Origin of the sequence: Methylobacterium sp. NPDC080182 (assembly GCF_050281105.1) — a bacterium.
Taxonomy (GTDB): domain Bacteria; phylum Pseudomonadota; class Alphaproteobacteria; order Rhizobiales; family Beijerinckiaceae; genus Methylobacterium.
This window is the reverse complement of the sequence record NZ_JBNNWO010000005.1, coordinates 199,997-221,528: the sequence shown is the minus strand read 5'-3', so window position 1 is coordinate 221,528 and position 21,532 is coordinate 199,997. Positions and strand designations below refer to the sequence as shown.

21 protein-coding genes are annotated in these 21,532 nt (G+C 73.7%); 5 read left to right on the top strand and 16 right to left on the bottom strand.

The window, feature by feature from the left end:
- Window positions 1-21: 21 nt before the first annotated feature.
- The 5 genes from glnT to ACQKQD_RS11590 all read right to left on the bottom strand — a co-directional run bounded on the left by glnT (window position 22) and on the right by ACQKQD_RS11590 (window position 5,254).
- The gene (gene glnT / locus ACQKQD_RS11610; protein ID WP_427508435.1) at window positions 22-1,329 is read right to left on the bottom strand and encodes a type III glutamate--ammonia ligase; all 1,308 of its coding nucleotides are present in this window, start codon (window positions 1,327-1,329) and stop codon (window positions 22-24) included.
- Window positions 1,330-1,404: 75 nt separating this feature from the next.
- Window positions 1,405-2,733, bottom strand: a complete 1,329-nt coding sequence (locus tag ACQKQD_RS11605) for an FMN-binding glutamate synthase family protein (protein WP_132367918.1) — start codon at window positions 2,731-2,733, stop codon at window positions 1,405-1,407.
- A gap of 103 nt (window positions 2,734-2,836) precedes the next feature.
- Window positions 2,837-3,523 (bottom strand): GXGXG domain-containing protein, encoded by a 687-nt coding sequence (locus ACQKQD_RS11600; RefSeq protein WP_020095169.1) that lies wholly within the window; start codon window positions 3,521-3,523, stop codon window positions 2,837-2,839.
- Between the two features lie 34 nt (window positions 3,524-3,557).
- A complete protein-coding gene (locus tag ACQKQD_RS11595; RefSeq protein ID WP_354455973.1) occupies window positions 3,558-4,466 on the bottom strand; it encodes a class II glutamine amidotransferase in 909 nt (302 codons plus the stop codon).
- 101 nt (window positions 4,467-4,567) lie between these two features.
- A complete protein-coding gene (locus tag ACQKQD_RS11590; protein ID WP_020095167.1) occupies window positions 4,568-5,254 on the bottom strand; it encodes a helix-turn-helix domain-containing protein in 687 nt (228 codons plus the stop codon).
- A gap of 308 nt (window positions 5,255-5,562) precedes the next feature.
- On the opposite strand from ACQKQD_RS11590, the gene ACQKQD_RS11585 reads away from it, so the two are divergent.
- The 4 genes from ACQKQD_RS11585 to ACQKQD_RS11570 are packed head-to-tail and all read left to right on the top strand — an operon-like array spanning window position 5,563 to window position 8,903.
- Entirely contained in the window at window positions 5,563-7,017 is a 1,455-nt protein-coding gene (locus tag ACQKQD_RS11585) for an FAD-binding protein (RefSeq protein ID WP_427508434.1), read from the top strand.
- Window positions 7,018-7,076: 59 nt separating this feature from the next.
- The gene (locus tag ACQKQD_RS11580; RefSeq protein WP_026605246.1) at window positions 7,077-7,496 is read left to right on the top strand and encodes a DUF4383 domain-containing protein; all 420 of its coding nucleotides are present in this window, start codon (window positions 7,077-7,079) and stop codon (window positions 7,494-7,496) included.
- On the top strand, window positions 7,493-8,620 hold the full coding sequence (locus ACQKQD_RS11575) for a hypothetical protein (protein ID WP_354455975.1): 1,128 nt from the start codon (window positions 7,493-7,495) through the stop codon (window positions 8,618-8,620). The genes ACQKQD_RS11580 and ACQKQD_RS11575 overlap by 4 nt, the downstream gene beginning before the upstream one ends.
- Window positions 8,604-8,903, top strand: coding sequence for a hypothetical protein (locus ACQKQD_RS11570; RefSeq protein WP_056530802.1), 300 nt, complete (start codon window positions 8,604-8,606; stop codon window positions 8,901-8,903). Before ACQKQD_RS11575 ends, ACQKQD_RS11570 begins: the two co-directional genes overlap by 17 nt.
- A gap of 35 nt (window positions 8,904-8,938) precedes the next feature.
- Here the strand turns inward: ACQKQD_RS11570 and ACQKQD_RS11565 are convergent, their stop codons facing one another.
- From ACQKQD_RS11565 to ACQKQD_RS11515, 11 genes are all read right to left on the bottom strand, one after another.
- Window positions 8,939-9,283: a hypothetical protein gene (locus tag ACQKQD_RS11565; protein ID WP_427508433.1), complete on the bottom strand. Its 345-nt coding sequence runs from the start codon at window positions 9,281-9,283 to the stop codon at window positions 8,939-8,941.
- Window positions 9,284-9,411: 128 nt separating this feature from the next.
- Window positions 9,412-10,323 carry a lysozyme inhibitor LprI family protein gene (locus tag ACQKQD_RS11560; RefSeq protein WP_427508432.1) on the bottom strand — a complete coding sequence of 304 codons (912 nt, stop codon included), beginning with the start codon at window positions 10,321-10,323 and terminating at the stop codon, window positions 9,412-9,414.
- A gap of 112 nt (window positions 10,324-10,435) precedes the next feature.
- Window positions 10,436-10,846 (bottom strand): hypothetical protein, encoded by a 411-nt coding sequence (locus ACQKQD_RS11555; protein WP_427508431.1) that lies wholly within the window; start codon window positions 10,844-10,846, stop codon window positions 10,436-10,438.
- Window positions 10,847-10,998: 152 nt separating this feature from the next.
- Complete coding sequence (locus ACQKQD_RS11550; protein ID WP_427508430.1) at window positions 10,999-11,808, bottom strand: hypothetical protein; 810 nt, start codon at window positions 11,806-11,808, stop codon at window positions 10,999-11,001.
- A 67-nt stretch (window positions 11,809-11,875) separates the two neighbouring features.
- Window positions 11,876-12,640: a hypothetical protein gene (locus ACQKQD_RS11545; RefSeq protein WP_427508429.1), complete on the bottom strand. Its 765-nt coding sequence runs from the start codon at window positions 12,638-12,640 to the stop codon at window positions 11,876-11,878.
- A gap of 52 nt (window positions 12,641-12,692) precedes the next feature.
- Window positions 12,693-14,024 carry a hypothetical protein gene (locus ACQKQD_RS11540; RefSeq protein ID WP_427508428.1) on the bottom strand — a complete coding sequence of 444 codons (1,332 nt, stop codon included), beginning with the start codon at window positions 14,022-14,024 and terminating at the stop codon, window positions 12,693-12,695.
- Between the two features lie 12 nt (window positions 14,025-14,036).
- Window positions 14,037-15,449, bottom strand: a complete 1,413-nt coding sequence (locus ACQKQD_RS11535) for a peptidoglycan-binding protein (RefSeq protein ID WP_427508427.1) — start codon at window positions 15,447-15,449, stop codon at window positions 14,037-14,039.
- A complete protein-coding gene (locus tag ACQKQD_RS11530) occupies window positions 15,446-16,807 on the bottom strand; it encodes a hypothetical protein (RefSeq protein WP_427508426.1) in 1,362 nt (453 codons plus the stop codon). Before ACQKQD_RS11530 ends, ACQKQD_RS11535 begins: the two co-directional genes overlap by 4 nt.
- Window positions 16,808-16,829: 22 nt before the next feature.
- Window positions 16,830-18,785: an AAA family ATPase gene (locus tag ACQKQD_RS11525; RefSeq protein ID WP_056530780.1), complete on the bottom strand. Its 1,956-nt coding sequence runs from the start codon at window positions 18,783-18,785 to the stop codon at window positions 16,830-16,832.
- A 73-nt stretch (window positions 18,786-18,858) separates the two neighbouring features.
- Window positions 18,859-19,959: an AAA family ATPase gene (locus ACQKQD_RS11520; RefSeq protein ID WP_427508425.1), complete on the bottom strand. Its 1,101-nt coding sequence runs from the start codon at window positions 19,957-19,959 to the stop codon at window positions 18,859-18,861.
- Window positions 19,960-19,962: 3 nt separating this feature from the next.
- Window positions 19,963-20,556 carry a hypothetical protein gene (locus ACQKQD_RS11515; protein ID WP_427508424.1) on the bottom strand — a complete coding sequence of 198 codons (594 nt, stop codon included), beginning with the start codon at window positions 20,554-20,556 and terminating at the stop codon, window positions 19,963-19,965.
- A gap of 274 nt (window positions 20,557-20,830) precedes the next feature.
- On the opposite strand from ACQKQD_RS11515, the gene ACQKQD_RS11510 reads away from it, so the two are divergent.
- Window positions 20,831-21,463, top strand: coding sequence for a LuxR C-terminal-related transcriptional regulator (locus ACQKQD_RS11510; protein WP_042671988.1), 633 nt, complete (start codon window positions 20,831-20,833; stop codon window positions 21,461-21,463).
- Window positions 21,464-21,532: the final 69 nt, after the last annotated feature.

Here is a 21,532-nt window from a genome sequence, read left to right as displayed (position 1 = left end):
CCCGTCACCGGCAGCACCGGCTCAGACATCGAGCGTGGTCTCGCGCTCCCAGGCGGTGAAATGGGCGCAGTAGCTGTCCCACTCATTTTGCTTCAACTTGAGGTAGGCGACGGAGAATGCGCCGCCCAGATTGTCCCGCAGGGCCTCGTCGGCCTCGAAGGCCCGCAGCGCGTCGAGCAGGTTGAGCGGCAGGCGCGGCGCGCCGGTGACGGCGTGGCCGTCGCGGTACATGTCGACGTCGCTGTGCGGCCCGGGATCGGCCGCCGACGCCAGGCCGTCCAGGCCCGCGGCCAGGATCGCCGCCTGGAGCAGGTACGGATTGGCCGCCCCGTCGGGCAGGCGCAGCTCGAACCGGCCCGGCCCGGGCACGCGCACCATGTGGGTGCGGTTGTTGCCGGTCCAGGTCACGGCGTTCGGCGCCCAGGTCGCGCCCGAGATCGTGCGGGGCGCGTTGATGCGCTTGTAGGAATTGACCGTCGGGTTGGTGATCGCGGCGAGCGCGGGCGCGTGCCGCATGATCCCGCCGAGGAAGTGCCGGCCCCGGGCCGACAGGCCGAACGGCATCTCGGGATCCGCGAAGGCGTTCACGGTGCCGGCATTGTTCCACACCGAGACGTGGCAGTGGCAGCCGTTGCCGGTCAGCCCCGGGAACGGCTTCGGCATGAAGGTCGCCCGCAGGCCGTGCCGCTCGGCGACCGAGCGGACCATGAACTTGAAGAAGGCGTGCTTGTCGGCGGTGGCCAGCGCGTCGTCGTACTCCCAGTTCATCTCGAACTGGCCGTTCGCGTCCTCGTGGTCGTTCTGGTAGGGCTTCCAGCCGAGCGCCAGCATGTGGTCGCAGATCTCGGCGATCACGTCGTAGCGGCGCATCAGCGCCTGCTGGTCGTAGCAGGATTTCTCCGCCCGATCGTGGTGATCCGAGATCGCCGATCCGTCCGGGCTCAGCAGGAAGAACTCGGCCTCGACGCCGGTCTTGACCCGCAGGCCCTCGGCGGCGGCCCGCGCCACGAGCTGCTTCAGCACCACCCGGGGCGCCTGATCGACCGGCGCGTCCGCCATGGTGCAGTCGGCCGCCACCCAGGCGACGTCCGGCTTCCAGGGCAGGCGGATCACCGAGGCGGCGTCCGGCATCGCGAACAGGTCGGGATGGGCCGGGGTCAGGTCGAGCCACGTGGCGAAGCCCGCGAAGCCCGCGCCGTCGCGCTGCATGGCGCCGATCGCCTGCGCGGGCACCAGCTTGGCGCGCTGGCAGCCGAACAGGTCCGTATAGGAGATCATGAAGTACTTCACGCCGTGCTCGGCGGCGTAGGCGGAAAGGTCGGTCGTCACGGCAGCCCCCTGAGCGCGGATCGGTTGGGGGCCGGCCGCGCCCCGTTCCGGCGCGACCGGCGGGGTTGAAGGGCCCTAGAGGCCCGCTTTGCCCGGGTACCAGTCGGTGCCGGCCAGCGGCACGCGGGCCATGGCGGCGGCCTCGAGCGTCAGCGCCACGAGATCCTCGGGCTCCAGATTGTGCAGGTGGTTGTGGCCGCAGGCGCGCGCGATGGTCTGCGCCTCCAGGGTCATCACCTTCAGGTAATTTGCGAGCTTCCGGCCGGCGCGGACCGGGTCCAGGCGGGCCGCCAGCTCGGGGTCCTGCGTGGTGATGCCCGCCGGGTCGCGGCCCTCGTGCCAGTCGTCGTAGGCGCCAGCGGTGGAGCCGAGCTCGCGGTACTCCTCCTCGTAGGCCGGGTCGTTGTCGCCGATGGCGACGAGCGCCGCGGTGCCGATCGAGACCGCGTCCGCCCCGAGCGCGATGGCCTTGGCGACGTCCGCGCCCGAGCGGATGCCGCCCGAGATCACGAGCTGCACGCTCCGGTGCAGGCCGAGATCCTGCAGCGCCTGCACGGCGGGGCGGATGCAGGCGAGCGTCGGCTGGCCGACATGCTCGATGAACACGTCCTGGGTCGCCGCCGTGCCGCCCTGCATGCCGTCGAGGACGACGACGTCGGCCCCGGCCTTCGCGGCCAGTGCGGTGTCGTAATAGGGCCGGGCGCCGCCGACCTTCACGTAGATCGGCTTCTCCCAGTCGGTGATCTCGCGCAGTTCGCCGATCTTGATCTCGAGATCGTCCGGACCGGTCCAGTCCGGATGCCGGCAGGCGGAGCGCTGGTCGATGCCCTTGGGCAGGTCGCGCATGGCGGCGACCCGGTCGGAGATCTTCTGGCCGAGCAGCATGCCGCCGCCGCCGGGCTTGGCGCCCTGGCCGACCACCACCTCGATGGCGTCGGCGCGCCGGAGGTCGCGCGGGTTCATGCCGTAGCGGGAGGGCAGGTACTGGTAGACGAGGATGTCGGAGTGGCCGCGCTCCTCGTCGGTCATGCCGCCGTCCCCCGTGGTGGTGGAGGTGCCGGCCAGCGTAGCGCCGCGGCCGAGGGCCTCCTTGGCGTTGGCGGACAGGGATCCGAAGCTCATGCCGGCGATGGTGATCGGGATCTTCAACGCGATCGGTTTCTTGGCAAATCGCGTGCCGAGGGTGACGCCGGTCCCGCAGGCCTCCCGGTAGCCCTCCAGGGGATAGCGGGACATCGAGGCGCCGAGGAACAGCAGGTCGTCGAGATGCGGGAGCTTGCGCTTCGTGCCGCCGCCGCGGATGTCGTAGATGCCGGTGGCCGCGGCCCGGCGGATCTCCGCCAGGGTGTGGTCGTCGAAGGTCGCCGACTTGCGCGGCGGCATCGGCGGGTTCTGGTAGGTCATGCCCGGTCTCCCGCTTGAGCCGCTCCCGATCGGGAGCGGCTTTAAGTCCTTGATTCGACGCGCTCGCTCGCGCCGAACCGGTATCCACTCCGGCGGCGCGCTCTCAGTAGGCGTCGGCGTTGTCGATGTTGAAGCTGTAGAGTTTGCGGGCCGAGCCGTAGCGCCGGAACTCTTCCGGCCGGACGTCCGCGACCCCGGCGCGGTCCAGCAGGGCCGCGAGGTGCGCGCGGTGCTCGGGGCGCATCGGTTTCTCGATGCAGTCGGCCCCGAGGCTCTTCACGCTGCCGCGGACGAACAGCTTCGCCTCGTAGAGCGAGTCGCCCAGCGCCTCGCCGGCATCGCCCAGGACCACGAGGGATCCGGACTGGCCCATGAAGGCCGACATGTGCCCGATCGAGCCGTGCACGACGATGTCGATCCCCTTCATGGAGATGCCGCAGCGCGAGGCCGCGTTGCCCTTGATGACGAGGAGGCCGCCGCGCCCGGTGGCGCCGGCATATTGCGAGGCGTCGCCCTCAATCACGACGGTGCCGGACATCATGTTCTCGGCGACGCCGGGACCCGCCGAGCCCTGCACCGTGACGGTGCCGCCGTCGTTCATGCCGGCGCAGTAGTAGCCGACCGGGCCGCGCACCGTGACGGTGACGGGCCCGTCGATCCCGACCGCCACCGCGTGCTGGCCCCGCGGGTTCAGCACCTCGAATTCGGTGTCGTTGGCGCCCGGCGCGACGCCGTGGAGGGCTTGGTTCAGGGCGCGCAGCGGCGTCGCCGCCAGATCGAAGACGGGCATGGGCGAGATCCGTGAAGGCTGCGGGGGGAGCGGCTCAGGCGGCCTGCCGCTGATCCCAGAAGTAAACGGTCGCCGGCTCGGGCTCCCAGACGCGGGCGGATTCGATCCCCGGCAGGCCGACGAGCGCCCGGTATTCCGAGCCGAAGGCGACGTAGCGCTCGGTCTCGGCCATGATCGCCGGCTTGCAGGCGATCGGGTCGCGCAGCACCCCGAAGCCGGACTTGGTGCCGACCACGAAGGTGAAGAACCCGTCGAGATCCGTGAGCGCCCCCGCGAGCGCCGCGCCGAGGTCCCGGCCCCGCGCCATCGCGGTGGTGAGATAGGCCGCCGCGACCTCGGAATCGTTCTCCGTCTCGAAGGCCATACCGTCGCGGGCGAGGCTCCGGCGCAGGTTGTTGTGGTTCGACAGCGAGCCGTTATGCACGAGGCACTGGTCGGCGCCCGTCGAGAACGGGTGCGCGCCCATGGTGGTCACGGCCGATTCCGTCGCCATCCGGGTGTGGCCGATCCCGTGGGTGCCCGACATCCCGGCGATGCCGAAGCGCGCCACCACGTCCTTCGGCAGGCCGACCTCCTTGTAGATCTCCACGCTCTCGCCCGCGCCCATCACGCGCAGATCGGGCGCGAGGCCCTTCAGGGCGTCGCGCGTCGCGGCGAGGCGGTCGGACGCCACGGTGATGACCGCGTGCGAGCTCTTCACCGCCACCCGCGCCGAGCCGCCGGAGGCTTCCGCGAGGCGCTGCTCCAGGGCGGGGAAATCCGCCTCCGGGCGTGCCGACTGCACGGTGATCTTCGACAGGCCGGGGGCCGGCGGCCCGTAGATCGCGAGGCCGGCCGAGTCCGGCCCCCGATCCGTCATGGTGACGAGCATGTCGGCGAGCAGCGCGCCGAGCTGCGGCTCCAGGGCGGGGTCCTTCAGGAACAATCCGACGATGCCGCACATGGCACCACCTCCGTCGCGGGTTCGCCCGGAGCATAGGCGGCCTGCGCGGCGGAAATCAACCCTCAAGAAATAAGATTTCTTCCTGAGAACAACGCGGCCCGTCAGCCGGTGCGGCCCGACTGTGGATACGCGATCACCGAGAGGTAGCGGGCCGGCAGCACGAGCAGCTCCGCCGGCCCGTGCGGGGCATCGGCGTCGAAGAACAGGCTGTCGCCGGGCTGCATGTGGAAGTGCCGGTCCCCGTGCCGGTACAGCACTTCGCCCTCCAGCATGTAGAGGAACTCCAGGCCGGGGTGCTGGAAGGTCGGGAACACGTCCGAATCGGTCGTGAGCGTGATCAGGTACGGCTCGACCGTCACGCCGCTGGTGTTCTCGTGGATGTGCCCGAGCAGGTTGTACTGGTGCCCGGCCCGCGTGCCGCGCCGCTCCAGCTCGATCCCCTCCCCGGCCTTGACGAAGACCGCGTTGCGGACCTCCTCGTAGCCGCGGAAGAAGCCGGTGATCGGCATGCCGAGCGCCTGGGCGAGCAGCTGCAGCGTCGTTAGGGACGGCGAGATGTTGCCGTTCTCGATCTTCGACAGCATGCCGGGCGACAGGCCGGTCGTCGCGGCGAGGTCCGCCGAGGTGATGCCGAGCCGCTTCCGGCGCTCGCGCACCGCGTGGCCGATCGCGCGCTCGAGGTTGTTCTCGCGCGGCTCGCGGACGGCGTGCGGATCCTGCAGCAGGACCGGCTCCCGCTCCGGCCGCGGGGCCTCCCCTGCCGTCCGGTTCGAAGCGCCTGACGGCATGGCGGATCTCCCTCCTCGGCGATCGTGGGCTCCGGCCTAGCGGGTCCTCCGCCGCCGTGCCGTGGCCCCGGACGCCTGTCAACGTCGCGATCCGCGACCCGTCGAGGAATCGCGGTTGAGGACGGATCGGCGCGCGGCGCCGACGGCCGGAGCGCGGGCGCTCGACCGCGCCGGGGGCGGCGTGGCATCGTCCCGGCCGGCGGTGCGCCGCGCTCCGTGCGTGATCTCACGCCGCCGGATCCGAACCCGTCGCAGGGTTGGCCGGCGGGGCGAGCCGGTCGCCCCGCCGGCGCGAATCGAGGGTGGGCATGGCCGGGACAGGACCGAGCAGGCGCGGGATCCTCGCGGGCGGCGGCGCCGCGGCGGCCGCCGCGCTGCTGCCGCGGGCGGCCCGGGCCGCGCCGCGGATCATCCTCAACGACGCGAGCGGCCTCAACCCGACCCCGGTGACGCGCCACGCCCTGCTGCCGACGGGGTCGACCGACACCCTGATCGAGGCCGTGCGCGCCGAGATCCGGGATGCCGCCGCCGCCGGCCGGCCGGTCGCCGTCGGCGTCGCCCGCCATTCCATGGGCGGCCAGAGCCTCGCCCGCGACGGGACGGCCGTGACCCTGGAGGGCGGCCCGATCGAGCCCGACACAGCCGCCGGCCTCTACCGGGTCGGGGCCGGGGCGCGCTGGTCGCAGGTCATCCGGCAGCTCGACCGGATCGGCTACTCGCCGACGGTCATGCAGTCGAACAGCGATTTCGGGGTCGGCTCGACCTTCTGCGTCAACGCCCACGGCTGGCCCGCGCCGCACGGCCCGTTCGGCTCCACCGTCCGCGCCGTCCGCCTCGTCCTGGCCGACGGCAGCCTCGTGACCTGCTCCCGCGAGGAGAACGCCGAGCTGTTCGGGCTGGCGATGGGCGGCTACGGCCTGTTCGGGATCGTGGTCGACCTCGTGGTCGAGATGGTGCCGAACCGCCTCCTGACGCCGACCTTCGCGGTGATGCCGGCCGCGGAGTTCGCGCCGGCCTTCGCGGCGGCGGTGGCGCGCGACGCCCGCCTGCGGATGGCCTACGGCCGGCTCTCTGTCGCGCAGGCCGGATTCTTCGACGAGGCGATCCTCGTCACCTACGCGGAGGCCGAGCACCCGCCGCAGGTCCTGCCCGCGGCGGCCGCGCAGGGGGCGTTCTCGGCGGTCTCGCGGGAGATCTACCGGGCCCAGGTCGGCAGCGAGTTCGGCAAGCGCGCCCGCTGGATCGCCGAGACCCGGCTCAACCCGACGCTCGATCCCGGCCTCGCCACCCGCAACAGCCTGATGAACGAGCCGGTGGCCAACCTCGCCTCGCGCGACCGCAGCCGCACCGACATCCTGCACGAGTACTTCGTCCCGCCCGAGCGCTTCGACGCGTTCCTCGCCGCCTGCCGCGAGACCATCCCGCGCTCGGGCTGCGACTGCCTCAACGTCACCCTGCGCTACGTGGCGGCGGACCCGGACTCGGCGCTGGCCTACGCGCCTGGCCCGCGGATCGGCGCGGTGATGTCGTTCTCGCAGGGCCTCACCCCCGGCGACGAGGCCGCGATGATGCGCATGACCGAGGCCCTGATCGAGCGCGTCGTGGCGATCGGCGGGGCCTATTACCTGCCCTACCGCCTGCACGCCCGGCGCGACCAGATGGCCCGGGCCTATCCGAAGCTCGACGCCTTCGTGGCAGCCAAGCGCCGCTACGATCCGGGGCTGCTGTTCCGGAACGCCCTGTGGTCGACCTACATGGCCTGACCGCGCCCCGGCACGGATCCGCCTCGCGCGGGCCGCGCGTGCCGACTCAGGAGACGCCCATGAGACCCACGCCCCCACAGGTGGCCGCCCTCGCCTTCGCGGCCATCCTGCTGTTCGCCGCCGCCACCGACTACGTCCCGGCCTTCCGGGACGCGGAGGGCCGCGTCTTCGGCCTGTTCCGGCTCGACGTCTACAAGGACGCGCTCCACCTCGCCTCCGGCCTGTGGGCGCTCGCCGCCGGCCTGTGGTCGCGCTCCGCCGCCGTGACCTTCCTGCGGGCCTTCGGGGCGATCTACCTGCTCGACGGCGTCGTCGGCGTGCTCACCGGGTCGAGCTTCCTCGACCTGTCGCTGTTCCTGAAGGGCTTCCAGGACAGCCCGCTCCTCTCCAACGGCCCGCACCTGAGCCTCGGCCTCGCCGGCGTCGTGCTCGGCTGGTGGCCGTGGCGCGCCCGGACCGCGGCCGGGGTCGCCGCGTGAGCCCCCGGCCCCCCCGCCGCCGGCGACGGGTCGTCCGCTGGGCGGTCGCCGGCCTCGCCGTTCTGGCCCTCGCCTGCGCCCTGCCCGTCGCGGCGATCGAGGGGGGCTGCACGGTCAGGCCCGATCCCGCCGGGCCGGGGCGTTCGGCGGGCGGCTCGCGCTTCGGGATCGCCCCCGAGGGCTACAAGCGCGCGGCCGGCGACAGCTACCTCACCTTCCCCGAATGGGACATCGTCCACGCCTACGCGGACCTCGCCGGGGTGACGCGTTCCGCCTCGGAATCGGCCTTCGACTACTGGGCGGCGACGACGGGCTTCTGGACGAGCCTGTGCGGAGCGACCCGGGCGGCCGGGCGCACCGGCGACGTCACCGCGGGCCAGAAAGTCACCAACTACGTGATTGGCCTCAGCTTCACGGCCGAGATGCTGATCCAGGGCGCCTACGAGCGCAGCCTCGGGGCGCTGACCGCGCGGTGGCGGGGGCCGGAGCCGACGGACGAGGACCGGTTCAACGCCCGGCTGCTCGGGGATTACGCCGCGTTCCTGCGCCAGACCCCCTGGTACCGCTACCCGTTCGACGCGGAGCTGTCCCGGCTCTGGCACGAGGTCCCGTTCACGCCGTCCCTGCGGGCGGTCGAGCGGCGCGGCGCGCTCACGCTGCAATACGGGGTGAAATGGGCCTACGCCCAGGGGATCGCGTGGCTCGCCGGGATGGACCCGGCCGGCCTGACGATCCGCAGCGTCGTGGCGGGGCTCGATGCCGGCGACGCGGCCGCCGACCCGCGCATCACCCTCCTCGGCCCCGTCCCGGCCGGCGACGGCGGCCCGGCCGCCCTGATGGAGACCCCGCGCTACCGGGCCTTCACGGAGATCGTCCGGGGCCTCGGCGCGCGGGGCCGGACCGTCCTGGAGATCGCCGGCAACCACCGGATCCTCACCACCGTCCTCCTGCCGCCGGGCCGGACGGTCACCCTCGCCGGGGCCGAGCCGCTGTTCGCGATGCCGATCCAGTCCGAGCCGGGCTGGCAGCGCGTCGGCTACGACACCGCGGTGGAGCAGCTCGTCGCGCAGATCCGCGCCGTGGAGGCCGCGGGGGGCCGGTTCGAGCATGCCTACGATTACTGATCGGCGCCCGCGGCGCGGCCTGCCGGTCGGCGCCGTCGCGGCGGCGCTCGCCGGGGGGCTCGGCGTGACCGCGCTGACCGCCCTCGCGGTCCAGCCGGAGACCGTGGTGGCGCTCGGGAACCCCGCCGCCCTGGCGGCCGCCGACGACGGGGCCCTGGTCTCGTCCGGCCGCGCGTACCTGGTGCTCCGGCCCGCCGCGCCGGGCGCGGTCCGGCGCCTCTACGCGGGCGGTGCCTGGCTGGTCCTGCCGGCGCCCGGGACCGGCTGCCTCGGCGTGCGCTGAGGACAGCGCCCGCGGGGCGGCCGGAGGGCCGGTGCTCAGTAGGGATCGGAGCGCTCGAGGATCTCTTGCCCCATCAGCACGCAGCTCCCGGGCATCGGCGCGTAGATCAGCCGGATCCGATACGCGCCCTTGTAGATGCTGCCCTCCACCTCGATCACCTGGAAGCGCCGCGTCCCGACCAGGGACGCGACGGTGCCGACGGACCGGACGGACGCGGGATCGACCGTGGCCCGCGCGTCGCCGTCGCTGTGGAAGCGCAGCAGCTTGAGGGCCTGCCGCTCGGCGTCGGCCGCGCAGGGGGGAATGGGGGCCGCGACCGCGGCGGTCGCGGCCAGGCCCGTCACGGCGAACAGCGGCAGCGCCCGCAGGATCCGTCTCATCGGCACGCGGCTCCGTATTCGTGGACCTCGGGCAGTTCGCCGTCGCCCGTCGTGGTCACCGAGAGCGTGCCGGCGGCCCCGGGCCGGCGCAGGGGCCGGATCAGGCGCGGGGGCGTGCGGTCCCATCGTCACCGGCTGCTCGGGGCGCCCGCCGGCGCGGGCGGGCTCGATCCCGGGGCCGTCCGGGCCGCCGGAACCGGGTCGGGCGGCGGATAGGCGGGGTCGGTCAGGCAGGTCGAGAGCCAGGTCTCGGCATCGGCGTCCGGGGCCAGCTCGACGTCGAGGACGGGCCGAGGGCCCGCGGGTGCCGCCGCCGCGCCGGCGGCGACGGCCGGGGCGGCAGGCCGCGCCCAGCGGCCGTCGGCGTTGTCGGGACCCGGGCATTCCGCGTCGTCGCCCCCGCCGATCGTGCAGGTCGCGACCGTGCGCGCGGCGCCGTCGACGACCCGCGCGACCGTGCGCGTCTCGGAGGTGTGGCCGCTCGCCCAGTCGTCGGACAGCGTGCAGACCCGGTCGCCGTTCTGGTAGCGCCGGCTGCCGAAGCACCCGTAGACCCGGTCCCGCCCGACGGGGAGGAAGTCGCACGCCGCGTCGAACCCCGCGAAGGGGCCGCCGGTGAACCGCGCCGCGAAGGCCCGCTGCCGCAGCGCCGCCGCGATCCAGTGCGGTCGGGCCGGATCGCTCTTCGAGCGGCCGGACAGGTCCTCGGTCCGTGCCCGGATCGCCTCCAGCACGACGGCGCGCGCGTCGGCCGCGTCCAGGTCGCCGAGCCACGTGTCCCGGGCCGCCACCCAGCGCTTCTGGCTGGCGACCAGCATCGCGCGGATCTCGGCGTCGTCCGTGCTGTGCAGGAGGCCGGAATAGGCCGCACCCAGGGCGGCGTCCGCCTTCCGGAGCGCCGGGTCGGCGCAGATCATGCGCTCGAGCGGGCTGGCCGCCTTGCGGCAGTCGATCGCGCGGGCCGACGACGGCGCCAGGAGGGTTGCGGGGAGGAAAGCGGCGAGGGCTGCCGCGAGGGTGGCCGCCGGGAGTCGCGTCACGGCCGGCTCCGCGCTGAGCATCGCCCCGAACCTCGCCCCGAAGCTCGCACCGGACTGCGCATCGGAACCTCGCCTCTGGGCCGCGTCCCTGGAGCCGGTCGACATCGGGGGCCTACTGCGCCGCGGCATCGACGATGCGGCACAGGTTCTGGTCGACGTCCTGACCGATCTGACCGGCCTGCACCATGAACAGGGCGTCGACCCGGCTGCCCGCCCCGGCCTTGCGCACGACGACCCGCAGCGTCTGCGGTCGCCCCGAACCGGATGTCTCCTGCTGGGCCGTCAGGGTCCCGAGCGCCTTCTCCACGTGCACGCCCACGAACCCCTCGGCCAGGACCGCCCGCGTCACCCGGTCGAACGCGGCCCTGGGGCTGACCGAGGGGAAGATCATCCACGTCTTGTAGGTGATGGCCTGGAGCATCGGCGTCCCCTCGCTCCGGTAATGGTCGCGGCACGTCTCCGCCGCGGCCGCCGGGAGCGCGAGCGTCGACAGGATGGCCGCGTAGACGAAAGCGTTCCGCATCGATCCCATGGGGTGCCTCTCACTTCGCTCTGCTGGTGGCTCTGCTGGTGGCTCTGCTGGTGACTTGCCGGACCTGTGCAGCGGGGGCCCTGGCAGGCGTGGATTCGTACGGGTGCGGAAGGCCGGCCTGCACCGGCCGGCCCCGCAGGGTCTCAGAGCTGCGGCGTGGCCGCTGGCCGGGGGCGCGGCGTCGGCGCCATCGCGCGCGGCGGCGGAGGCTCGGTCCGAGGCGGCGCGCCGGGCGCGTCCGCCGCGGCCGCCTCGGACTTCGGAGGCTCCGCGACCGGTGCCGGCCGCGGGGCCGCGACCGAGCCGCGGACCGTGTCGCGCAGGAAGTCGCCGGTGCTGGTGCTGGCCTCCCGGGGGGCCGGAGCCGGCGTCGCCCGGGCCGCCGGCGCGGCCTGCCCGGCGCCGCCCGCGCGCGGGACGGGCGCCTGCGACACCGCCGGGGCCCGACGGGGCTCGCCCGGCGGCACGGTGATCCGGAACGTGTACGGCACCGTGGACCCGTCCCCGAAGGTGACGTCGATCGACAGGGTGTCGAGTCCGGAGAAGTCGGGCCGTGCCGTGTAGTAGAGCGACATCGAATCCTTCTTGGCGTCCTCGCAGCCGTCCGGCTGCCGGATCTGCGCCCCGGTCTCGTCGACCTTGCCGCTGAGGATCCGGAACTCGCGCCGCTGCTCGATGCGCCCGCCGCGCGGCGGCCTGACGAGCTCGATCGTGGCCGCGCGCGAGCGGCACCCCTGCGTGGCGAAGTAGTAGGTGAAGCCCTGGAGGAAGATCCGCTGGCCGGCGCGCGCGGTCTTGTTCTCCACCTCCGCCCGGGCCGGCAGGGCGAGGCAGAGCGGCAGGCAGAGAGGCAGGCAGAGCGCCGATCCGAGGGCGAGGACGCCGGCGCCGATGCGCCGACGCGGTCGGTTCGGTGCCGCGGATCGGGGGGCGTTCGGGAGGCGCTGATGCACGGGACTCGTCCTCGGCTTGGCGGTGGGGGTGCGGGCGGCCGGTCCGGCCGTCCGCGCCGGAGCTGCGTCAGAGCTGCGGCGCGGCGGGCGGGCGCGGTGGTGCCAGCTGCTGCTGCGGCGGCGGCGCGGGCGTACCGGGCACGGGCGCCGCGGCCTCGGCGGCCTTCGGGGGCGGCGCGGCCGGCGCCGGCCGGGTGGCCGGGACCGCGTCCCGGACCGCGTCGCGCAGGAAGTCGCCGGTGCTCGCCTCCCGGGGCGCCGGAGCCGGAGTCGCAGCCGGAGTCGCGGCCGGAGTCGCCCGCTCGGCCGGAGCGGCGCGCGCCGCCGGGGCCGGCCGCGCGAGGCCCGCGTCGCGGGGGGCGGGTGCCTGGGACACCGCCGGCGCCCGCCGGCCCTCGTCCTCGGGCACCGTGATCCTGTAGGTGTAGGTGGCCTCCTCGCCGGTGACGAACGTGACGATCACCGACACCGTGTCGTGGCCGGCGAAGTCGGGCCGGGCCGTGTAGTAGAGCGTCCGCGCGTCCCGCTCGACGTCCTGGCAGCCGTCCCGCGACGGGGTGCCGTCGATGTTCTGGCCGAGGACCAGGAACTCGCGCCGCTGCTCGATGCGGCCGCCGCGCGGGGGCGTGACCAGCTCGATCGCGGCCGCCGGAACGGACGGGCAGCCCGGTCGGGTCTCGTGGGTGGCGTAGCCGTCGAGGCGGACCCGCTCCCCGGGCCGCGCGGTCACGCTCGTGGATCCCGCGAGCGCCGGTCCCGCGAGGCAGAGCCCCAGGAGGCCGACGAGGATCCCGGTGCCGCCGGCCCCTCCCCTCGTAACGCGTCGTGCCATGGCATCCTCCTCGGGTTCCCGGGTCGGGCGGTTTCGGTCCGCGGCGAGAGCCTCACTTCGCGTCGCCGCGCGTCAGGACCGGCTTGCCGCCGTCGGTGCGGAACCGGACCGCGTAGGTGCTGTTCGCCGACTGGGCGTTGCAGGTGATGACCACCGGGCCGCCCATCGGGTTGGGCATCTCGCAGGTGCCCTTGACCTTGAAGGTGGACTGGTCGCGCTCGGCGTACATCAGCTCGTCGACGGGCTGGTGCAGGGTGCCGCCCTCGACGAAGCCCTTGGCCGAGGCCATGAACGCCATGGCCTTGCCGTCGGTGGTGCCGAAGATGAACCCGGCCTTCGGGCTGCCGACGACGGAGGTGTTCACCGCCTCCGGGGCGCAGGTCGCGGTGAGGTCCTCCCCGTCCATCATCAGGGACTCGCAGCGGCCCTTGAAGGACAGCTTCAGGAACGTGCCCGGCGGCGGATCGCGCCCCTCCGCGCCGTCGCGCGGCGGAGGCGGCGCCTGTGACGGCGCCTGTGCCGGTGGCGGCGACGGCGGCGTCTCGGGCGTGGCCGGAGCCCGGGCCTCGGCCCGCCGGTCCCAGCCGCCGCGGGGCTGGCCGGGCTGCCAGACGCAGAGACGGGCGCCGTCATTGTCCCAGCAGGGGCCGCTCGGCGACAGGGCGCCGAGGGCCTCGGCGGCGCGCAGGCCCCCGGACGACCCGTTCCAGAAGGCCGTGGCCTTCAGCGGGTTCTGCGGGTCGCGGACGAGCTGCGCCACGACGTCGAGCTTGCCCGCGGCGTAGGAGCGGATCTCGAAGCCGCGTGCGCCGGTCTGCCCGGTCTCCGACCGGAACTGGCAGGCCCCGTCGAGGCGGACATCGCCCGCGACCTCGAGGTAGCAGTCGGCGGCCCGCGGAGCGCCGGCCTCGGGCGCCGCCGCGGGGGCGCCGCCGAAGCCGGGGCGGCCCTCGCCGACCTTCCAGGCGCAGATCCGGCTCCGGGACCCGGTCCAGCAGGCGCCCTCCGCGGTGACGCTGTCGGCGGGGCCGTCCTCGGGCTTGCCGCCGGGCTCCCGGTTCCAGGTCGCCGTGCCCTGGCCGGGCGCTGTCACCGACACGACCACGCCGTCGCGCAGGTAGCCGTTGGTGTAGGTGGCGAGGCGGAACCCGCCCACGCCGTAGCTGCGCGCGTCGGTCAGGAACTCGCAGACCCCGTCGATGACGGTCCTGCCGTCGGCCGCGAAGAAGCAGTCGGCCTTGCGGACCTTGATCTGCGCCTGCGCGGCGGCGGGCAGGAGGAGGCCGGCCAGCAGGCCCGCCATCAGGGCGGCGGTGCGGTGGCCGATGCGGCGTCCGGCCCGGGGGGCCGGGAACCGCGCGGGATCCTTGCGGCGGGGACCCATGATGGCCGTCTCCTATGGATTGCCGAGGAGGCGGCGCGCCGCCTGGATGGTCCGGTCGTTGCGCTGGTCGACGACGCGGCCCTGGTAGAGATTCCGGTCGGCGAGGCGCTGCTGGAGGGCGGCCCAGAAGCCGGCGCCCCACTGGTCCTGCTCGAGATTCTGCAGGATCTCGGTGGACTTGAGCTCGAGGGCGCGGATCGTCAGGTCGGCCGCCTTCGCGGGATCCCGCTGCAGGCCGGCGCCGCCGAGATCGTACAGGAAGGCCGCCGAGGCCGCCGCGGGGGCGAAGGAGCGCTCGACCGCGAGGCGCTCGAGATACCGGGCCGCCAGGGGGCCGTCCGGCGCGGTGACCCGCTGCTCCCGGTTGGCCGGGGACAGGTGCATCGCGGCGTAGAGGTACTGCGCCACCGGGACGCCGCTCTCCGCCAGGCCCCGGAGCTTCGCCGCGTCGGCGGCGTTGGAGACCGCGCTCTTGGACAGCGCGATGAGCTCCTCGACGCTCGGCGTCGCCGCGGGCGGTGCCGGAGGCGGCGGGCCGGCGGGCTTCGCGGCTCCGGTGTTGCCCGCCCCCGCACTGCCAGCTCCCGCGTTGCCCTGCGGGCCGGCACCCCGGCCGGCCAGGGCCTGCACGGCCGCGCGCGTCTGCGGCGTCGCCGTCCCGTCGGCCGGCCCGGTGTAGAAGCCGCGCTTGGCGAGGTCGCGCTGGATCGCCGCCACGAGGTCGGGGGGCTGGCGGCCGAGCTCGTCCGTGAAGGTGGTGACCGCCCGCGGCAGCTTGGCCGCCACCGTGTTCATGTAGAGGTCGGCGGCCTTCTGCGGATCCCGCGGGACGCCGCTCCCGGCATCGGTGTAGCAGCCGGCGATCCAGTAGAGCGTCGACCAGGAATCGAGGTAGTTGTTCCGGGCCGCGACCGGGTTCGCCTGGAAGGCCAGCCCGTAGCGGCAGCCCCGCTTGAGATCGTGCTGGCCGCGGGCGGGGTCGAGCAGGAGCTCGGTCATGCCGCGCTGGGCCCCGGGGAAGCCGAGGTCGGCGGGCTTCTGGTAGTAGGTCAGGGCCTTGGCGGCGTCGGGCTTGACCGGGTTCTTGGCGTAGACCGCGGCCCATTCGGGATTGTAGAGGGCGCCCATGAACGACCGGGCGCTGACGTCGCCGGCCTCGGCGGCCGTCCGCAGCTTCTCGAAGGCGGCCCTGTCGCCGTCCTTGCCGGCCTTGTCGAGCAGGTCGAGATAGAGCTTCTCGTTCTCCTTGCTGTCGGCGGGCTTGCCCCACTCGCCCGCGGGCTTCAGCAGCGCCAGGGCGAGGCCGGCCAGGAGCGCGACCGCGGCCTGGGGCAGGACCAGCCAGGCGAGGCGGTAGCGCGCGTCCGCGTACCAGAGCGTCGCGTGCGCCCGGAGCCGGTCGGTCCCGATCGTGGCGCCGCTCATGACTTGGCTTTCATGTAGGCGCGCAGGGCCGTGATGACCGCGGAATTGCGCTTGTTCTCGACCGGGAGCGTGTAGAAGCCGCGGGCGGTCAGCGCGGCCTGGATCGCGCCCCAGAACCCGTCGCTCCAGTTGCCCGCCTCCGGGAACAGCAGCCAGAAGGTGATCTGGTCGTCCTTGAGGTCGACGCCCCGCAGGGCGAGGGCCGCCGCCTTCCCGGGATCCTTGGCGACGTTGCCGTAGCCGGAATCGTACAGCACCGCCGCCTCGCCGGCCGCCATGCCGTTGCCGGCGGCCGCGGCGCGCTCGTAGGCGGCGACGGCGACCTGCGCGTCCGGCGCGAAGACGTCGCCCTTGTTCATCACCGGGTTGAACAGGCGCGCGTAGGCGGTGAGCGCGTCCGCGTCCCCGGCCTCGGCGCGGCTCTTCAGGTCGGCCATCTTCCGCCGGTCGCCGGTCCGGGCGGCGGCCTGGAGGGCCAGCACCTCCGGATCCGGGCCCTTGGGCGTCACCCGCCGCGGCTCGGGCCGCGGGGTCGCGACCGTGTTGGTGATCCCCGCCTCCACCTGGAGGGCCGTGATGATCCCGGGATTGGGCCGCCCGTCCACCGGGCCGATGTACCGGCGCTGCTCGGCCAGGTGCCGCTGGATGCCCAACACCAGGGCGGGGTTCTGCTGCCCGAGATTGTTGATGAAGGCGTCCATCGTCGGCCGGTGGCGGCGCCACAGCACCGCGGTCACCAGCCCCCCGGCCCGCACCGGGTCCTGCGGCAGGCCGCTCTCGGGCTCGACGTAGCAGGTGGCGAGCTTGACGGTCAGCCGCTCCTCGCCGGTGATCGTGCGCTCGAGCGTCTCGGGGGCGTCGATCCAGGTCTGGGCCAGGCGGCAGCCGCGCCGCAGGTCGCGGTTGGGGTTGGCCGGGTCGAGCAGCACGTCCGCGAGGCGCGTGACCGCCAGGAGATCGCCGATCGCGGCGCCCGGTCCGTAGAGGGCGGCCGCCCGGACGAAATCGTTCGGCGCGGGCTTGTTCGGGAAGTAGGCGGCGGTCAGGGGGTCGTAGAGCGTCCCGAGCTTGGTCGCGGCGTCGATCTGGCCCTGGGTGGCCGCGGCGGTCAGCGCGTCGAACGCCTTGCGGTCGCCGTCCTTGCCGGCCCGGTCGCGCAGGGCGCTCAGCTCGGCGAGCCGCGCCTTCGAGGCGGTGGCCGGCTGACCCCAGACACCCTGCGCGGCCAGCGCCATGCACAGGCCCGCCACCGCGCAGGTCACGGCCTGCGGCAGGGCGAGCCAGGCCAGGCGGTAGCGGCGATCGTCGTACCAGAGGGCCGCGTGCGCGCGCAGCCAGTCCTCGCGGGCGATGCTCATGGCTGCGACGGCTCCCGGGCCGTCACGACAGGGCGGCGGGGCGCGGGGCCCCGCCGCCGAGCGCCCGCTCGACATCCACGAGCTCGAACTGGCCGTAATCGCCCAGGGGATCGCTGGCGAGGCGCATCGCCTGGGCCTCGCGCAGGCGCTCCAGGAGCGTGCGCATCTCGCGGGCATTCGCCCAGTCGTGCCGCTGCGCGCGCTGCTCGACCCACGGGATCAGCAGGGTCTCGAAGCGCGGCGGCAGCCGGAACGATTGCCGCGACGCCATCAGGCGCAGGATCTCGACGAGGTCGTACGGGTCGTAGGCCGGGAACGCGACGGTCTTGGTGAAACGGCCGGCGAGGCCGGGATTCGTGTCGATGAACCGGGCCATGTCGCCGGTGTAGCCGGCGACGATCACGATGATCCGGTCGCGGTTGTCCTCCATGAACTTGAGGAGGGTGTCGATCGCCTCCTTGCCGAAGTCGCTGCCGCCCCCGCCGCCCTCGGCCAGGGTGTAGGCCTCGTCGATGAACAGGATGCCGTCGAGGGCCTCGCGGCAGCGCTCCAGGGTCTTGGCCGCGGTCTGGCCGACGTAGCCCGCCACCAGCCCGGCCCGGTCGACCTCGACCACGTGCCCCTTCCGCAGGACGCCGAGCGTCCGGAAGATGTCGCCCATGATGCGCGCCACCTCGGTCTTGCCGACGCCGGGGGGCCCGGTGAACACCATGTGCTGGCTCACCGCGCCGACCTCGATGCCCTCGGCGCGGCGCCGGGCATCGACCAGCACCCGCGCCGCCACGGTCTTCACCTGTTCCTTGACCGGCGCGAGCCCGATCATCGCGTCGAGGCGGGCCATGACCTTCCGGGCCGCGTCCATGTCGACCGCGCCGCCGGCCTGGCGGCCGAGGGCCGCGGCGATGTCGGCGGGTTCGAGCCGGTTGATGTCGCCGCCGGGGCTGGCGGCGAGGCGCAGCGCCTGCGCCTGGCGGGCCTTCTCCAGGACCGTGCGCATCTCGCGGGCGTTGGCCCAGTCCTCGGCCTTCGACCGGGCCCCGACATAGGCGGCGAGGTCCTTCTCGAACCCCTCCGGCATGACGAAGCCCTGGCCCGCGGCCATGCGCTTCAGGATCTCGGCGAGCTCCGGCGGGCTGTAGGGCGGGAACTCGACGGTCTTGGTGAACCGGCTGGCGAGGCCGGGATTCGCGTCGATGAACCGGCGCATGTCGTTGGTGTAGCCGGCGACGATCACGATGATCCGGTCGCGATTGTCCTCCATGAACTTGAGGAGGGTGTCGATCGCCTCCTTGCCGAACTCGCCGCCGCTCCCGCCGCCGGGAGCCAGCGCGTAGGCCTCGTCGATGAACAGGATGCCGTCGAGGGCCTCCTTGCAGCGCTCCAGGGTCTTGATCGCGGTCTGGCCGGCGTAGCCCGCCACCAGCCCGGCCCGGTCGACCTCCACGAGGTGGCCCTTGCGCAGCACCTTGAGCGCCTTGAAGACGCTGCCGAGGACCCGCGCCACCTCGGTCTTGCCGACGCCGGGTGGCCCGGTGAACACCATGTGCTGGCTCATGGCCGCCACCGGCAGGTTCTGGGCGCGGCGCTGCTGCTCCACCTGCATCCGGGCGATGACGCCCTTCACCTCCAGCTTCACGGGGTCGAGCCCGACCATGCCGTCGAGGGTCGCGAGCGCGGTGGCCAGGAGGTCCTTCTTCTCCGCGGCCGCGCCGTCGTCGACGAAGCGGATCGGGCGGATCTTGCGGCTCGCCCGGGCCCGGTCCAGGGCGCGCCGCGTCGCCTCGATCCGCGCCGGGATGTAGCTCGCCGCGAGCAGGCCGCCGACGAGGCCCCCGAGGATCAGGCCGTTGCGCAGCAGCGCCGACGGCGTCGCGGCGAGCGACCCGAGCACGTCCGGCCGCAGGGCGACCAGCAGGCCGGTGGCACCCAGCACGATGACCGCGAAGAGCGCGACCGGATGCTTGTCGAGGCGTTCCATGGACGTGGCGAACCTTGGTGCTGGCCCTGGTGATGGCCTGGGTGCTGGGCGCGCGTGGCCCCTCGGGCCGCCCTCAGGCGTCCTCGCCGGTGGCGCGGAGCAGATCGACGATCTCCAGGCGGCGCAGGTCGCCGCCCTGCAGGGCGACCCGGGCGGCCTGGGCCTCGCGGGCCTTCTCCAGGAGGGTGCGCATCTCGCGGGCGTTCGACCAGTCGTCGGCACGGGACCGCTGCGCGAGCCAGGGGGTCAGCGCCGCCTCGAACCCCTCGGGGAGCGCGAATTGCTGCCGGGCAGCCATGCGCCTCAGGATCTCGCAGAGATCCTTCGGGCTGTAGGGCGGGAACTCGACGGTCTTGGTGAACCGGCCGGCGAGACCGGGATTGGTGTCGATGAACCGGCGCATGTCGTTGGTGTAGCCGGCGACGATCACGATGATCCGGTCGCGGTTGTCCTCCATGAACTTGAGGAGGGTGTCGATCGCCTCCTTGCCGAAGTCGCTCCCGCCCCCGCCGCCGGCGGCCAGGGTGTAGGCCTCGTCGATGAACAGGATGCCGTCGAGGGCCTCGTGGCACTTCTCGAGGGTCCTGGCCGCGGTCTGGCCGACATAGCCCGCCACCAGGGCCGCGCGGTCGACCTCCACGAGATGCCCGCGGCGCAGCACCTCGAGGGACCGGTAGATCTCGCCGATCGCCCGCGCCACCTCGGTCTTGCCGACGCCGGGCGGCCCGGTGAACACCATGTGCTGGCTGATCGCCGCCACCGGCAGGCCCTCGGCGCGCCGCCGCTGCTCCAGCTCCAGCCGCGCGATCAGGGCGTTGACCTCGCGCTTGACCGGCGCGAGCCCGACCATGGCCTCGAGATTCGCGATCACGGCCTCGGGGGACCGGGCCTCCACGACCCGGCGCGGCGCCACGATCAGGCGCGGCAGGGCCAGCAGGCCGCCGGCCGGCTGCCCGAGGCCGGCCTCCGCCTTCCGCGCGGCCGTCGCGGTCGCGGCGAGGCCCAGAGCCGCCAGCAGGGCGACGGCGATCCCGATCGCCGCCTTCCAGCGCAGCTCCGGCCCGGCGGCGTTCCACCAGGCGACCGGGCCGTAATCGGTGCTCAGCAGGAGCGGGGTGAGGACCGCGACCACCAGCCCGGAGACGACGAAGGGGAGGATGGCGGATTTCGACATCCGTCAGCCTCCGCAGGGCTTGCTGGTATTCCAGATCACGGGGATCCGCTGGACGCCGCCGGTCGTGTCGATCTTCAGGCCCGGCGTCAGCTCGACGAACACGTCCTTGGCGGCGCCCTCGATGGTGATCTCGCCCTTGCCGGTCTCGTAGGGCGCCGGGAACGGGACCGCGATGTTGATCGGCCCGTCGGCGACGTTGAAGGCGGGGGACAGGTAGTTCCCGGCCCGGATGCGCACCACGCCGCCGGCATCGGCCGCCATCTTCGACAGGCGCATCTGGCCCAGCGGGGCCCGGCAGGCCTTGGCCTCCGCGACGATCTTGTCCTTCTCGTCGGAGGGCAGGGTCTCGGCGGCCTTGTCGATCTCGCCCGCCTTGACCAGCGTCAGGGCCGGGCGCGCGGCCGTCCCGGCGGTCTCGCCGCCGCCCGAGAGCAGCACGCCCGCGACGGCGCCCGCCGCCAACAGGCCGCCCACGATCGCGATGAGGCTCGGCGAGAGGCCCGGCTTGGCGGCGGGCGGGGCGCTCGGGGCCGCGCGAGGCTCGGAAAGCCTATCCTGAGCCTGCCGCTCAGCATTCTGGTGTTCGACTTCCGACATCCAGCGGGCCCCCGAACATGGAACGACGTAATTCGTGCGTCGCGTCGGCGCGCACGACATGACCTGCAGCCTCGCTCTTTTTGGAAAGATTCGAAGAAATTAGCGGGCCGATGCCTGTCACCATGACCGGCCGACTTCTAGGCAGGCGGAAAAAACCGGTCTACTAGTGTATATGACCTATCGTCGCAGCCTTGACACGCCGGGGATTTTCCTCGGCATGGCTCCGCGCCGCGACGTCATGGGGATAGATTCCGATGCTGCGACCGGGAGTGGCATGAACGGCTCCGCGCGAGAGACCCTGATCGTTGCCGACGACCACCCGCTGTTCCGCGAGGGCATGCGGCGCATCGCGGAGCGGCTCTACCCGCAGGCCCTGGTCCGGGAGGCCGCCACCATGGAGCAGGTCCTGGCGATGGCCCGCGCCGGGGCGCCCCCGCGGGCGTTCCTCCTCGACCTCCTGTTCCCCGGCCTCGATCCCCGCCACTCCATCGGCGCGCTGCGCGTCGAGTTCGAGCGGGCCTCGATCATCGTCGTGTCGATGATCGAGGACGAGGGCCTGATCCGGACCGTCATGGCCGAGGGTGCCGACGGCTTCATCGGCAAGGCGCTGCCCGCCGCGGAGATCGCCCAGGCGATCGCGGCGATCCGCGACGGCGAGTTCGTGATCCGGCGCAGCCCGGTCTCGGGTCTCGCCGCGCCGCGCGGCCCGCTCCCGCCCCTGACGCAGCGCCAGCGCGACGTGCTGCGCCTCGTCGCCCTGGGACGCACCAACAAGGAGATCGCCCGGGAACTCGAGATCTCCCCCTTCACCGTCCGCATCCACGTCTCGGCGCTCCTGCGCGCCCTCGACGTCACCTCCCGGTCCGCCGCGGCCGCGAAGGCCGCCACGGCCGGCGTCGGGGATTGAGGAGGCGGACCGTGCGGCGGGGCCGATCGTACACCTGTCCGAATGGCCCGGTGCCGGGCTCCGTGGCAG